This is a genomic window from Bradyrhizobium sp. WBAH42, from assembly GCF_024585265.1.
Classification (GTDB): Bacteria; Pseudomonadota; Alphaproteobacteria; order Rhizobiales; family Xanthobacteraceae; genus Bradyrhizobium.
In genome coordinates this window covers 1,902,803-1,916,909 of record NZ_CP036533.1, presented here as the reverse complement: position 1 = coordinate 1,916,909, position 14,107 = coordinate 1,902,803, and the positions used below count along the sequence as shown (strand labels likewise).

Genomic DNA, 14,107 nt, shown 5'->3' with positions numbered 1-14,107 from the left:
CCCACGCATGTTTGCGGCAGGCGGCCCGCGTGGAGAGCCGGTCCTGCTTGACGCTGGGAGCGATAACCCCCGCGTTGGACGTGAATTCCTCGTGAATGCAGCGGTTCCCGGCCGCTCACAAGGTCGCGAAATCCCGGAGCACCCCACCCCGCGGCATCGAAGCCCATGCTAGGGTTGCAAGCTGCGACAAGCCAACGCAAATTGCAGATCTTGCGACTTTAGTCTAAGTGCGCCCATTTTCGCCGTTGCCTCAGGTCTTTGGCTCCGGGCATTTGTGCACATCCCCCGAGGAGACCCTGCTCTGTGAAGAACATCAGCGCCACGCTCGCGATCGTCTGGCGAATCGCCGCCCCCTATTTCCGATCCGAGGACAAATGGGCCGGCCGCGGCCTGCTCGCGGCGGTGGTCGCGATGGAGCTGGCGCTGGTCGCGATCGACGTGCTGGTGAACCAGTGGCAGAACCGGTTCTACAGCGCGCTCCAGAACAGCGACTGGGACGCTTTCGTCACGCAGATCTGGATCTTCGTCGCGCTGGCCTCGACCTATATCGCGCTGGCTGTCTACAAGCTGTACCTGAACCAATGGCTCCAGATCCGCTGGCGGCAATGGCTGACGCGACATTACCTCGGCGAGTGGCTGGCGGGCTCGACGCACTATCGCATGCAGCTCAAGGGCGATGCGGCCGACAACCCGGACCAGCGCATCACCGAGGACGTCAAGAATTTCGTCGAGCAGACGCTGACCATCGGGCTCGGCCTGCTCTCGTCGATCGTGACGCTGTTTTCCTTCGTGATCATCCTTTGGGGCCTTTCCAACGCCGCGCCGCTGCGCCTGTTCGGCACCGATGTCATGATCCCCGGCTATCTGTGCTGGGGCGCGCTGATCTACGCGATCTTCGGCACCGCGCTGACGCACTGGATCGGCTCGCCGCTGGTCAACCTCAATTTCGAGCAGCAGCGTTATGAAGCCGACTTCCGCTTCAACCTCGTCCGCGTGCGCGAGAATTCCGAGCAGATCGCGCTGCTCAGGGGTGAAGGCGCCGAACGTGCCCGCCTGCTCGATCGCTTCGGCTTCGTGATCGCCAATTGGTACGGCATCATGAGCCGGACCAAGCGCCTCACCGCGTTCACGGCCAGCTACCAGCAGGCCGCCGTGCTGTTTCCCTACGTGCTGGTGGCGCCGGCGTTCTTCGCCAAGAAGATCCAGCTCGGCGACATGATGCAGACCGCATCCGCCTTCTCCAGCGTCCAAGGTGCGCTGTCGTTCTTCGTCACGGCTTACCGGTCGCTGGCGGAATGGCGCTCGATCGTTGCCCGTCTCGATGGCTTCGAGATGTCGGTCGCCTCGGCCGTCAATTTGCCGGCGCATGAGCCGGCCATCACGCTGGAGGTCGCCGGGCGCCATGTCGATCTCGCGCAGCTCTGCGTGAACCTGCCCAACGGCACCCCGCTGGTGGCCGCCAAGGCCTTCACCATTCAGGCCTCGGAGCGCGTGCTGGTGACCGGGCCGTCCGGCTCCGGCAAGTCCACGCTGTTCCGGGCCATCGCCGGCATCTGGCCGTTCGGCACCGGCACGGTTGTCATCCCGGAGAAGGCCAAGCTGATGATGCTGCCACAGCGGCCCTATTTCCCGCTCGGCATGTTGCGCGATGCCGTGGTCTATCCGGCAGCGTCCGGCGCGTTCGAGGCCACGCAGGTCCGCGACGCCCTGATCGCGGTCGGGCTGCCCGATCTCGCCGAACGGCTCGCGGAGGACGGCCACTGGAACCGGATGCTCTCGCTGGGCGAGCAGCAGCGTCTCGGGCTTGCGCGCGCGCTGCTGCATGCGCCGGACTATCTGTTCCTGGACGAGGCTACCGCCTCGCTCGACGAGCCGTCGGAAGCCCGGCTCTACCGGCTGCTGGCGGAGAAGCTGCCGCAAGCCACCATCGTCTCGATCGGCCACCGCTCGACGCTCGACGCCTTCCACACCCGCAAGGTGACGCTGGTGAAGGACGGCGCGATCCACGTGGTCGGCGGCGAGCGGGCGGCGGCGGAGCCGAGCGCGGCGCGCTGAGGCGCAGGCGGCCTCGCCCGCTGTCCTTACGGTCTGAGGGACGGCCCCAACTTGGGCCTCGTCATTGCGAGGAGCCTTTGCGACGAAGCAATCCAGACTGCCTAGGCGGAAAGACTCTGGATTGCTTCGCTGCGCTCGCAATGACGGAGTGTGAGGCAGCGGCGGCGTCCTGCCGGTTCGCAAGCCCCTAACGCAGCTTAGTAGTATCTTGGCCGGCCCGCCCCGTCTCTTCCTACCTCCGCCGCCCAAAGCAAAAGGGCGGCAGGTTGCCCTGCCGCCCTCGCGAAGTCGTTTCGGAAAGAAACTTACTTCAGGTTGGTCATCGCCGTCAGGTCGAACGAGAGCTTGGCGACGCCAGCCGCGCTGCACCAGTTGGAGCCGAAGCCGCCCGGGTTGATGGGGGTGAAGCTGCTGCTGAACTTCGCGGTGTGATCGCTGGTGAAGGCGTTGCAGTCGCCCTTGTTCAGATCGGTGTCGTAGTAGCGCAGATCGAGCGTGAACACCTTGTAGGTGAAGCCGACGCCAACGTTCCAGGTGTTGTAGCTCGGCTCCTTGATGCCGTTCGCATACACCGGATCGCCCGCGATGCCGTAGAAGATGTCCGAAGTGCCGAGCCACTGCCGGCCGAACTCACCCGACACGTACATGCCGACGCCACTGGCGCCGAAGATTGTGCTTGGCGCGGTCCACTTGGCGGTGACCGAGGCGTAATTGCCCCAGGCACCGAGGTTCAGGAAGTTCGGCGAGTAGTACTCGTTGAAGCCGACCGTCCACTGATCGTTGAGGGTGACGTTCAGCTTGGCATAGGCCTCGAAGAAGCTCGCGTCCTTCTTGGCGAAGTTGCCGTTGATGGGAAGGCCGATGGCGCCCTGCGAGTAATCGATGTCGCTGCCGCAATTGCCCTGCGCCAAGGTCCCCTGCGAGCCGAAGCAGCTTCCGCCCGGATAGAGGTAGCCCCAGACACCGAAGTCGAAGGCGAACATGCCGAAGGTCGGGCGGATACCGCCGTAGATGTCGACTTCGGCCGCAGCACGGTTCGGGAACGAGATGCTCGAGGCAGACGTACCGATGTAGAGCTGGAGGTCCTTGTTGACGTTGTAGCGCGGCTCGAAATAGGCCGTGACCGACGGATTATGGTTGGACTGGGTGATGCCGCGGAAGATGTAATCGCTCATGATGCCGGCGCCGAAGGCGATATCCCACGGATCGAAGGCCGGCGGCGGCGGGGCTTTCAGTGCCTTTACGCGCAAGTCTGCCGCGAAAGCCGAGCCCGTCGTCACAATTGCCAGCGCCGTTGCCAACAAAGCCACTTTTTTCATTTCGGTCCCCATTTACCCGTTCTTACTCAGCAGTCGCCCCCGGAAGCCCCCCGGGACATGCGGCCTACCTGCAAAATTGCGTTACTGCGGCAATTTGGATCGGTGGATCGGAACGGTGAAGCAAAAAGCGCGGGCATCTGCCGACTTTTTGGGCGTTTTGACGATTCTAAGAAAGGTTGTCAGCCGGTGTGGCTTCTCGATCACATCATTTGCCCTCTAGAGGGCACGGCAGACCCGTGTAAGCCCGGGGACAAGCCGGCGGCGTGACATCTGCGCTTACGAATCAGGCTGGGCCGGGCACGGCGGCCGAGGCTGGCTTGCGGCGATGCAAAAAGGCCGCAGCATCAGGATGCCGCGGCCTTCTTGTTACAGTCCCAAGCTGTAGTCCAAGTGACAGTCTGAAGCGACAGTCTGAAGTGACAGTCCGAAGGCGATGAAAGGTCGCCTTCCTACCCCTGTCCCTCGGCAGGCGCCGCTTCCGCAGAAGACGAAGGCATCGCCCAGCTTGTCTCGGCGGGCGCCGGGGTTTCCGTCGGTGCCGACGGCTTCGGAGCAGGCGCTGCCTTCGCCTTCTTCGGTGCCGCCTTCTTCGCGGCCTTCTTCGGAGCAGCCTTCTTGGCCGCCGCCTTCTTTGCTGTCTTCTTGGCAGCCTTCTTCGGGGCGGCCTTCTTGGCAGACTTCTTCGCGGTCTTCTTGGCTGCCTTCTTCTTCGTCGCCTTCTTCGCGGTCTTCTTCGCCGCTACGGCCTTTTTGGCCTTCTTGGCCTTCTTGCTTTTCTTCTTCTTCGCTTTCGCCATCGTGGTCCTCCTGTTGCCGCCGAACAATGATCGATCGGGCGTCTTCAGTCGTCACCTCGGGAGGACAGTTCAGGCTCCTGAAAGCTCAAACCTGCGCGTTCAGTGCCGGCCGCGCCCCGCCCGTCGCCCAATCGAGAAGCTCAATCGTGTGTACGACCGGAACTGACGTGCCACTGGCAATCTGCACCATGCAGCCGATATTGCCCGCGGCAATCATGTCCGGCTTGACGCTCGCGATGTTGGCGACCTTGCGATCGCGCAACCGGCCCGCAAGCTCGGGCTGGAGAATGTTGTAGGTCCCCGCCGAACCGCAACACAAATGGCTCTCGGGCACATCTTTCACCACGAATCCATTCTTGGAAAGCAATTCTTTCGGAAGAGCTGTGATTTTCTGTCCATGCTGCAACGAACACGCGGAGTGATAGGCGACGACGATGTCGTCCGCTCTCGCCGCCGTCGCGAGCTCGAGGCCGGCGACGTATTCGGTGATGTCCTTGGCGAGCGCCGACACCTTCGCCGCATCGGCCGCGAACGCAGTGTCCTCGCGCAGGAGATAGCCGTAATCCTTGATCACCGTGCCGCAGCCGGAGGTCGTCACCAGGATGGCATCGAGCCCCTCGCCGGCCATTTCCTTGCGCCACGCCGCGACGTTGGCGCGAGCCCGCGCCAGCGCATCCTGGTCGTTGCCGAGGTGATGGGTCAGCGCGCCACAGCACTGCTCGTCCCTGACAAGGACGACCTCGATGCCGTGGCGGGTCAGGAGACTGATGGCGGCCTGGTTGATGCGGGGCGCCAGCACCTGCTGGGCGCAGCCCTGGAGCAGCGCCACGCGCCCGCGCTTCTTGCCGAGCGCCGCGAACACGCTGCCCGCGGCGGGTCCGGCGGGCGGCAGCCGGTTCGGCGCCAGCGCCAGCATCGCCTTGATGCGCTGGATCAAGCCGGGCGTCGCCGCAGGCCGGGGCGTCGGCAGCAAGTCGCCCAGCGGACGGGCGAGCCGCGCCAGCCACATGCTGATGCGAAAGCGCTGCGGGTCCGGCAGGACGAAGGCCAGCACCTGGCGCAGCAGCCGCTCTGCCAGCGGCCGCTGGTAGCGCTGCTCGATCCGGACCCGGGCCTGGTCGACGAGGTGCATGTAGTTCACGCCCGAGGGGCAGGTCGTCATGCAGGCAAGGCACGACAGGCAGCGGTCGATATGCTTGACGACATCGGCGGTCGGCGCCTGGTCCTTCTCCAGCATCTCCTTGATCAGATAGATGCGGCCGCGCGGGCTATCGAGCTCGTCGCCGAGCAGCACATAGGTCGGGCAGGTTGCGGTGCAGAAGCCGCAATGGACGCAAGCGCGCAGGATTTTGTCGGCTTCCGCGATATCGGGGTCGGCGAGCTGCGCGAGTGAGAATTCGGTCTTCATCGGCCAGCGCTCCGCGTGAGCCGCCCCCGGTTGAGAATGGTCTTCGGATCGAAGCTGGCGCGCACCCGCTCGCTCAGCGCGGCAATACCCGGTGCCTGCGGATGAAACACATCGACGTCGCGCCTGACATCATCAGTCGCCCGGATCAGCGTGGCATGCCCACCGACCGCGTTCGCGCGCGCCCGCACGAGCGCGGCATGCGCGTCCGGCTTCGGCGGGAGCGCCGCCCAGATCAGGCCGCCGCCCCAATCGTAGATCACATCGCCGCCCGTCTCGCGCGCCAATTGAGTGCCGAGCGCCGCGCCCGAGGCCGGCGGGCAGACGATCCGCCAGACTGGCCAGGCGCCGAGCGAACCACTGGCCGCGAACGGCAGCACGTCGCGGATGGCGGTCCACAGCGCCGCGGATGCCGCGTCCTCGATCAGCGTCGCGGTTCCAAACGGCGCCAGCAATTCGCGCAGCGAGCCGGCGCGGTGCGCAGCAGATGCGGTGATGCCCTCGAGCCGCAGCACCGTCAGCGCCTCGCCCTCCCCTGCGAGATCGCCGAGCCGCTCGGTCCTGGCCCGGAGCGCCGATTTCGGCAGATGCGCGGCGGCCGAGACGTCAAAGGGCGAGCCGAGCGCCGCGGTCATGGCCTTGTTGGCGGCGGCATCGTCGAGCCCGCGCAGCAGCAGCGTCCGCTCGGCCTCGGGCTTGGGCATCACCTTCAGCGTCACTTCCGTCATCACCGACAGCGTGCCCCAGGACCCCGCCAGCAGCTTGCAGAGGTCGTAGCCGGTGACGTTCTTCACCACCTTGCCGCCGGTCTTGAAACTGTCGCCGAAGCCGGAGACGGCATGCGCGCCGAGCAGGTGGTCGCGCGCCCCGCCCGCCCGGATGCGCCGCGGCCCGGCAAGCCCGGCCGCGATCATGCCGCCGATGGTGCCTGACACCGGCGTGCCGAGCAGCGGCGCGGTATCCATCGGCTCGAAGGCGAATTGCTGGTTCTTGGCATCGATCAGCGCCAGCACGTCGGCAAGCGGCGCGCCGGCCTGGAGCGTGATGATGAGCTCGTTCGGCTCGTAGGAGGTGACGGCATTGAGCGCGGAGACGTCGAGCACGGCGTTGGTCGCCATCGCGTGGCCGATGCCGCGCTTGCCGCCATGGCCGATGATCTCGAGCGGCTGCTCATTGGCAATCGCCGCGCGCACCACCTCTTCGACGTCTTTGGCGTCTCTGACCTTGAGCGTATCCACCACTGAGCCGGTATCGAAGTTCACAAAGGAAAGCAATTCGTTCATCGCGGATCTAAAACCGCGGCAAATCCGGGAACGCCAGCTTGCCCGCGTGGACGTGCATGCGGCCGAGCTCGGCGCAGCGGTGCAGGGTCGGAAACACTTTTCCGGGATTGAGCAGGCCCTGCGCGTCGAAGGCGCATTTCAGGCGCTGCTGCTGGTTGAGGTCGATCTCGCTGAACATGTCGGGCATCAGGTCGCGCTTCTCGATGCCGACGCCGTGCTCGCCGGTGAGCACGCCGCCGAACTCGACGCAGGCGCGCAGGATGTCGGCGCCGAAGGCTTCGGCGCGCTCGATCTCGCCGGGCTTGTTGGCATCGTAGAGGATCAAGGGGTGCAGATTGCCGTCGCCGGCGTGGAACACGTTGGCGCAGCCGAGCTGGTATTTTTCGCCGAGCTCGCGGATACGCGCGAGCGCCTTCGGCAGCGCGCCGCGCGGGATCGTACCGTCCATGCAGAGATAATCGGGCGAGATGCGGCCCACCGCGGGGAACGCGGCCTTGCGGCCGGCCCAGAACAGGTTGCGCTCGGCCTCGGAATTGGAAATCTGCAGCGTCACCGAGCCGCAGCCTCTTGCGATGCTCTCGACCCGGGTGATCAGCTCGTCGACCTCGATCTTGGGCCCGTCGAGCTCGATGATGAGCAGCGCCTCGACATCGAGCGGATAGCCGGCATGGACGAAGGCCTCCGCGGCATGGATCGCGGGCTTGTCCATCATCTCCATGCCGCCGGGGATGATGCCGGCGCCGATGATGCGCGCCACGCATTCGCCGGCCGCCTCGACTTGCGCGAAGCCGACCATCAGCGCGCGCGCCGTCTCCGGCTTCTGCAGGATGCGCACCGTGATCTCGGTGATGACGCCGAGCAGGCCTTCCGAGCCGGTGATGACGCCCATCAGGTCATAGCCGGGATTCTCGCACCCCTTGCCCCCGATGCGCAGGATCTCGCCGCTCATCAGCACGATCTCGCAGCCGAGCACGTTGTTGGTGGTCATGCCGTATTTCAGGCAGTGCACGCCGCCGGAATTTTCCGCCACGTTGCCGCCGATCGAGCAGGCGATCTGGGAGGACGGATCCGGCGCGTAATAGAAGCCGGCATGCGCGACCGCCTGGCTGATGGCGAGATTGGTGACGCCTGGCTCGGTGACGACGACGCGGTTGTCGAAATCGATCTCGCGGATGCGCTTGAACTTGCCGAGGCCGAGCAGCACGCCGTCCTCGAGCGGCAGCGCGCCGCCGGACAGCGAGGTGCCGGAGCCGCGCGGCACCACCTTGATGCCCTGCGCGGCGCAATATTTCAGGATGAGCGAGACCTGCTCGGTCGTATCCGGCAACACCACGACCATCGGCGGCTGCCGATAGGCGGTCAGCCCGTCGGATTCATAGGCCCGCATTTCGGCAGGCGTATCAATCACGCCCTCGCCCGGCACGATGGCGCGCAAGGCGGCGACGATTTCGCTGCGACGCGCCAGCACGGCCTGGTCGCTGGCGGGCATCATGATGGCCATTTTAAGAAGCCCTCGTCCGACGGATGGAATTATCTCGGCAAATCAATCATGTCTTGCCGTCCTTGGGTAGGTCCTCCGAAGGTCCCATTGCTTTGTTGCAGCGCAAGTTCTCTCTGGGGCAAGTCTGCTAGCAGGAAACCTGTCAAAGTTTCGCGGCTTGTCCCCTTGCAATGGACCTGCCAAAACCACGACCCTCCATCTGACCCGGGAAGAGACGAAGAGCACACTTATGACAAAACTGACTTTCGGCGCGCTGACGATCCTCACCGTCATTGCCACCGCACCCGCCGCGATGGCGCAGGATGTCGCGGCCGGCAAGACTTCGTTCAACAAGTGCCTGGCCTGCCACGCGATCGGCGAAGGCGCCAAGAACAAGGTCGGCCCCGAGCTCAACGGCCTCAACGGCCGCAAGTCGGGCACGGTAGAGGGCTATAGCTACTCGGACGCGAACAAGAATTCCGGCATCACCTGGGACGAGGCCACGTTCAAGGAATACATCAAGGACCCCAAGGCCAAGATCCCCGGCACCAAGATGGCGTTCGCCGGCATCAAGAACGAGACCGAGATCAACAATCTCTGGGCCTTCCTTGCCCAATACGACAAGGACGGAAAGACCAAGCAGTAAGCGCGCAAGAGGCGGCCGCTAGAGCTTCGGTTCTGATTGGATCAGAGCCGAAAGCTCTAGCTTTCTTATTTAGACGCGTTTTCTTCCCGCGAAGCGGTTTCCACTTCGCTCGAAACGCTTTAGTCGGCGGCCGCCTGCGCCGGGGCGATGTTTCCGATCATCGTCTCGATCTCCGCCTTCACGAGATCCGGCACGGCGTTCTGCACCATGTGGCCGAGATCGGGCAGCACGATCAGCTTTGCATTTGGCACCGCCGCGGCGAACGGGCGCGCGTGGATGCTGGTTCTCACCGTCTTGTCGGGCTCGCCGGCGATGATCGTGACCGGCGCATTGATCTCGCCATAGCGCGCGACTTGCGCGGCAACCGACTCTTTCAGCGTCACCAGATCATAGGCATTGGCGATGAACTCGCGCGGGCGCAGCAAGAGCGGCGTCGCCGAGTCCTGCACGAATCCGTCCGGCATCGTCTGCGGCAGGAACACGTTGCGCGCCCCGGCTTCGGTGACGAAATAGCCGAGCGGCAGCGTGATCGTGTAGGCGAGCAGCGGGCCGATGACTGGCGTTGCGATGATCTCGTTGTAGCGCCCGACGCCCCCGCGCCAGGGATGCGTGACGGGCGCGAGCATCACGAGACCCGCAACGCGGTGCGGATGATCGAGCGCGATCCGCGCGCCGAGCGCGCCGCTCCAGGAATGCACCACGAAGACCGCGCGATCGATCCCGAGCTTGCCAAGCGCCTCGTCGATCATGCGCGCCTGGATCTGCGGCGTCGAATCCTGCCGGCTCGCGCGCGGGCTCCAGCCATGGCCGGGACGGTCGATCAGAATCACGCGGTGATCCCTGGCGAGGAGATCGCCGAGCGGCCGCCGCATCGCTTCGAGATTGGAGCTCGCGCCGTGCAGCATCACGATCGGAGGACCGGAATCGCGTGGGCCGATGTCGACGAGATGAAGCCTCGCGCCATCGACCTCGATCATGCGGCCCTGCGGCGGAAAGGCACGCTGCACGGCGACGACCCCGGCCTGCGTGAGCAGCGCCAGCAGAACCAGCGCCGTCACGACTGACATCACGATCATGGAGAGAATCCGGGTGATCCTGGGCACGGGGCAGTTACGGGTCTGATCGGGCGGCAGTTTCGCCGCCGGCAGTCAGCGCTTCCACTGAAAATGCAGGGGCTGTGGATATGTGCATAATTGTCGATCGAGAAAACTCAACGAAATCAGAGCTATTCCAAGCGGCACGCAAGCTTCGGACCAGCTTCATGCAGGCGTCATCGCGGCTTCCATATAATCGCCACGGTCGGTTCCGCCATCTAGGCGCGGATGGGCGCCGATCCTCCTCGCAGCTTAGGGGATGCGGGAAAGACCGGCAGGATATGTCCTGGTTTGAACCGGAGAATTTTTGATGAGCTTCAGATCGAACGACACTGCAATCGACGAAATCGTCGCGAGCTGCAACGGCGACCTGCGCGGTGCCGTGCGGGCGCTGCTGCTGATCAACGAGCATCTCGAGGCGGAGCTTGCAAGAGCTTACGCCGCAGCCGCCGACCGCGGCCTGGTCGAGCGCGGCAGCAGCGTCCTGCATTGAGGACCGGCTAGTTCGCCCCGTCCTCTTCTTTTTCCTGCTCGGGCGTGACCGGGGGGCAGACGCGGATCGTCGACCGGGCAAGCTTGGCATCGGCCCTGGACTTGTAGGGACCGTCGCCGAACCAGATGTCGCCGATGATGACCGGATTGCTGGTCACGATGGCGCATTTGCCGGTGGCGCGGTTGCCGACCACCCAGAACAGTCCGTCGGCGAGGCTCACCGTTCCCGACGCGAGCAGCAATACAGCTGCAACCACCAAACGCTTCATGGCTTTCGCTCCTGCCATGCAGGTAGGCCTGCAACAGGCCCCGCAATAGTCCTTGCGACGCCTTGGCTCGGGTCGTGGTTAATCCGCGCCGGCCGCGATCGCTCGAGAAATCATCGACTTATAGCTAGATGTCGCGGCCTTCGACCTTCTCGGTCAGCGCCTTGACCTGATCGGGGATCTTTTCCAGGTGCGGATTGACGGCGAGCGCCTTGCGATAGGCCTCGAGCGCGCGCTTCTCGTCCCCGACCTCCTGCATGATCATGCCAAGGCCGGCGAGCGCGCCGAAATGGCGCGGTTCCCGGATCAGCACTTGCTGGATGTCCGCGAGCGATCGGCCATAGTCGTTCTGCATGTAATAGAGCGTCGCCCGCCGGTTCCAGGCCTCGATGTAATCGGGCCTGAGCTTGATGACGGAATCCAGCAGCTTGATCGCGACGTCGATCTTCTTGGCATCGACCGCGGTCTTGGCGCGCGACATCAGGAGCGCGGCGGTGTCGCTCGGGGTCTGCAGCCAGATCGCCCAGATCCGCGCCTCGACATGCTTGGCGCTGGCCTCGTCGGGCGCCGCCTTCAGCGCGCCGAACAGGAAATCGAGATTCTTGCTGCGGTCGACCTTCGGCAGCTTTGACGGCGCCTCAGGCAGCTTCTTCTGCTTGCCGGGCGGCTCGACCTGCTGGGCCAGGGCGGCCGGCGCAAGGCCGGCGGTTCCCAGCACGAGGGCCAGACACAGGGTGCGCGCGAAACGGAATCTCACTGCCATGTTGAAAGTCTAAACGCGCAAAGCCGCCCTTGCAAAGCAAAGGCGGCGTCAAACTCGTGTGAGACCGTGGTCTTGCGGGCGCGCAGCGGCGCCCAGCGGGGATCGGCCGCTCAGGTCAGCCCTGGCGCGCCTTGAAGCGGCGCTGCACCTTGTTGATCACATAGACCCGGCCCTTGCGGCGGACCAGGCGATTGGCGCGATGGCGACCGCGCAGCGATTTCAGCGAGTTACGGACCTTCATGGCAGAATCCTGAACGTTCGAAAGGCCGTGTTCGGCACTACCGTTTCGGCACGCGCGAATGTGGCAAAATGAGATTTTCCCCGCCGGCGGACCAGCCGCCCGGGACGGGGCGGTTCTTAAGGCATGGCGGGAGGTGATGTCAATGTTAACTGCCCCACGCTCCCGCAAATCCGTGAAAACAACCCCATGCACAGTAGAAGCGGCCAGATCGGCCCGATCCGGCGCATGGGAGGTCAGGCCCGGCAAAGACTTTCGCCGCCAGAGCTTTCGCCGCCACCAGCGCCTTGCCAAATTCGTTATATACTATAATCAATTCGGCAACCCGTCGGGAGGACACCATGCCAAAGCTGCAGCTGCCTGATATCGACAAAGTCGTCGCGATCGACATCCACACCCATGCCGAGGAGCCCTGCGGCACCCATCCCGACGACGGCTATGACGATTTCCAGGCGCAGATGGCGGAGTATTTCAAGTCGCCGCACAAGCATCCGCCGACGGTGCCGGAGACCGCGGCCTATTACCGCTCCAAGAACATCGCCGCGGTGATCTTCCCGGTCGATGCCGAGCGCGAGACCGGCTTCCGCCGCTACAAGAACGAGGAGATGCTGGAGATCGCCTCCGACCATCTCGACGTGCTCATCCCCTTCGTCTCGATCGACCCGCACAAGGGCAAGCTCGGCGCGCGCGAGGCGCGCAAGCTGATCGAGGAATACGGCGTGCGCGGCTTCAAATTCCACCCGACCATGCAGGGCTTCTACGCCAACGACCGCATGGCCTATCCGCTCTACGAAGAGATCAACAATGGCGGCGCGATCGCGCTGTTCCACACCGGCCAGACCGGCGTCGGCTCCGGCATGCCCGGCGGCATGGGCATGCGGCTGAAATATTCCAACCCGATGTACATGGACGATGTCGCGGCCGATTTCCCCGACCTCAAGATCATCCTCGCCCACCCCTCTTTCCCCTGGCAGGAAGAGGCGCTCTCGGTCGCGACCCACAAGCCGAACGTCTACATCGACCTCTCCGGCTGGTCGCCGAAATATTTCCCGCCGATCCTGGTGCGCTACATCAACTCGATTCTGCAGGACAAGATGCTGTTCGGCTCGGACTGGCCGGTGATCACGCCGGACCGCTGGCTGTCGGATTTTGCCAAGATCGAGATCCGCGACGAGATCCGGCCGAAGGTGCTGAAGGCGAACGCAAGGAAACTGCTGGGGATCTAGTCCAGCGTGATGAGATTAGGCTGACTCCTACAACGGAGGCGCACTCCCTCTCCCGCTTGCTTGCGGGCGCTTGCGGGAGAGGAGATGGGACAGTCACCAAGAGGAGAAAGCCCTCACCCGGCGCTTCGCGCCGACCTCTCCCGCAAGCGGGAGAGGTGAACGAGACCTCAGACCTGCGCCAAGCCGCCGTCGACGAAGACCTCGCCGCCGGTCATGTAGCTGCTGTCCGCGGACGCCAGGAATGCGGCCACTGCTCCGGTCTCGCTGGGGTCACCGACGCGCCCGATGGGCGTCGTGTTGCCGAGTGCATCGAATGCTTCCTCGCCCACGACCTCCAGCGCCAGCTCCGTCTTGGTCGGCCCTGGCGACAGCACGTTGACGCGGATGCCCGTGCCGCGCAGGTCCTGCGCCCAGCTGCGCGCGAGATTGCGGATCGCCGCCTTGGTCGCGCTGTAGATGCTGAACTGCGGCGTCCCCATCACGCCCGTGCTCGATCCGGTCAGGATGATCGACGATCCCCTGCGCATCAGCGGCAGGGCTTTCTGCACGGTGAACACCAACCCTTTCACGTTGACGTCGAAGATCTGGTCGTAATGCTCGACCGTGATCTGGCCGAGCGGCGCAAACGCGCCGGTCCCGGCATTGGCGAACAGGACGTCGACGTTGCCGCGTTCGGCTTTCACCGTCGCATACAGCCGGTCGAGGTCGGACAAGTCGGTGACCGATCCCCTGACGGCGCGCGCCGAAGACCCCAGCTGCGCGAGCGCAGCATCGAGCGGCTCCTGCCGCCGCCCGAACAGATAGACGAATGCGCCCTCATCGACGAACCGTTTGGCGGCTCCGAGCCCGATGCCAGTCCCGCCGCCCGTCACCACCGCCGTCTTGCCTTGTAGTCTGCTCATGATGTGCTCCCTTCATTGAGGTTGCACTGAGCTGGCGGCGTACCCACCTATCGACAAGTATGCACCTTTTGGTAAGTACCCAAAAAAATGTCAGATCGTTCAGACCCCATCTCCCCGCCGGCGCAAGCTGAAGCAGACGTC

14 protein-coding genes are annotated in these 14,107 nt (G+C 64.5%); 4 read left to right on the top strand and 10 right to left on the bottom strand.

Going from position 1 to position 14,107, the window contains the following annotated elements:
* Nucleotides 1-303 precede the first annotated feature (303 nt).
* Nucleotides 304-2,055, top strand: a complete 1,752-nt coding sequence (locus tag DCG74_RS08930; protein ID WP_172787140.1) for an ABC transporter ATP-binding protein/permease — start codon at nt 304-306, stop codon at nt 2,053-2,055.
* A gap of 305 nt (nt 2,056-2,360) precedes the next feature.
* Here the strand turns inward: DCG74_RS08930 and DCG74_RS08925 are convergent, their stop codons facing one another.
* The 5 genes from DCG74_RS08925 to DCG74_RS08905 form a co-directional block, all read right to left on the bottom strand.
* Nucleotides 2,361-3,374, bottom strand: a complete 1,014-nt coding sequence (locus tag DCG74_RS08925; RefSeq protein ID WP_172787139.1) for a TorF family putative porin — start codon at nt 3,372-3,374, stop codon at nt 2,361-2,363.
* Nucleotides 3,375-3,823: 449 nt separating this feature from the next.
* Nucleotides 3,824-4,171: a histone gene (locus DCG74_RS08920; protein WP_172787138.1), complete on the bottom strand. Its 348-nt coding sequence runs from the start codon at nt 4,169-4,171 to the stop codon at nt 3,824-3,826.
* An 85-nt stretch (nt 4,172-4,256) separates the two neighbouring features.
* On the bottom strand, nt 4,257-5,579 hold the full coding sequence (gene glcF, locus DCG74_RS08915) for a glycolate oxidase subunit GlcF (protein ID WP_172787137.1): 1,323 nt from the start codon (nt 5,577-5,579) through the stop codon (nt 4,257-4,259).
* Nucleotides 5,576-6,814 (bottom strand): FAD-binding protein, encoded by a 1,239-nt coding sequence (locus DCG74_RS08910; RefSeq protein WP_172787185.1) that lies wholly within the window; start codon nt 6,812-6,814, stop codon nt 5,576-5,578. The genes glcF and DCG74_RS08910 overlap by 4 nt, the downstream gene beginning before the upstream one ends.
* A 52-nt stretch (nt 6,815-6,866) precedes the next feature.
* Nucleotides 6,867-8,360 carry an FAD-linked oxidase C-terminal domain-containing protein gene (locus tag DCG74_RS08905; protein WP_172787136.1) on the bottom strand — a complete coding sequence of 498 codons (1,494 nt, stop codon included), beginning with the start codon at nt 8,358-8,360 and terminating at the stop codon, nt 6,867-6,869.
* Between the two features lie 229 nt (nt 8,361-8,589).
* Here DCG74_RS08905 and cycA point away from each other — a divergent pair, with 229 nt between their 5' ends.
* Nucleotides 8,590-8,985 carry a cytochrome c-550 CycA gene (cycA, locus tag DCG74_RS08900; RefSeq protein WP_172787135.1) on the top strand — a complete coding sequence of 132 codons (396 nt, stop codon included), beginning with the start codon at nt 8,590-8,592 and terminating at the stop codon, nt 8,983-8,985.
* A 119-nt stretch (nt 8,986-9,104) separates the two neighbouring features.
* On the opposite strand, the gene DCG74_RS08895 is transcribed toward cycA, so the two are convergent.
* Nucleotides 9,105-10,061: an alpha/beta fold hydrolase gene (locus DCG74_RS08895; protein ID WP_172787134.1), complete on the bottom strand. Its 957-nt coding sequence runs from the start codon at nt 10,059-10,061 to the stop codon at nt 9,105-9,107.
* 328 nt (nt 10,062-10,389) lie between these two features.
* On the opposite strand from DCG74_RS08895, the gene DCG74_RS08890 reads away from it, so the two are divergent.
* Nucleotides 10,390-10,572, top strand: coding sequence for a hypothetical protein (locus tag DCG74_RS08890; protein WP_172787133.1), 183 nt, complete (start codon nt 10,390-10,392; stop codon nt 10,570-10,572).
* Nucleotides 10,573-10,579: 7 nt separating this feature from the next.
* On the opposite strand, the gene DCG74_RS08885 is transcribed toward DCG74_RS08890, so the two are convergent.
* From DCG74_RS08885 to ykgO, 3 genes are all read right to left on the bottom strand, one after another.
* Nucleotides 10,580-10,840 carry a hypothetical protein gene (locus DCG74_RS08885; protein ID WP_172787132.1) on the bottom strand — a complete coding sequence of 87 codons (261 nt, stop codon included), beginning with the start codon at nt 10,838-10,840 and terminating at the stop codon, nt 10,580-10,582.
* A 124-nt stretch (nt 10,841-10,964) separates the two neighbouring features.
* On the bottom strand, nt 10,965-11,600 hold the full coding sequence (locus DCG74_RS08880) for a tetratricopeptide repeat protein (RefSeq protein ID WP_172787131.1): 636 nt from the start codon (nt 11,598-11,600) through the stop codon (nt 10,965-10,967).
* Between the two features lie 115 nt (nt 11,601-11,715).
* On the bottom strand, nt 11,716-11,841 hold the full coding sequence (ykgO, locus tag DCG74_RS08875) for a type B 50S ribosomal protein L36 (protein WP_006611362.1): 126 nt from the start codon (nt 11,839-11,841) through the stop codon (nt 11,716-11,718).
* Nucleotides 11,842-12,179: 338 nt separating this feature from the next.
* Here ykgO and DCG74_RS08870 point away from each other — a divergent pair, with 338 nt between their 5' ends.
* Entirely contained in the window at nt 12,180-13,064 is an 885-nt protein-coding gene (locus tag DCG74_RS08870) for an amidohydrolase family protein (protein WP_172787130.1), read from the top strand.
* 167 nt (nt 13,065-13,231) lie between these two features.
* On the opposite strand, the gene DCG74_RS08865 is transcribed toward DCG74_RS08870, so the two are convergent.
* A complete protein-coding gene (locus DCG74_RS08865; protein WP_172787129.1) occupies nt 13,232-13,966 on the bottom strand; it encodes an SDR family NAD(P)-dependent oxidoreductase in 735 nt (244 codons plus the stop codon).
* Between the last annotated feature and the right edge of the window lie 141 nt (nt 13,967-14,107).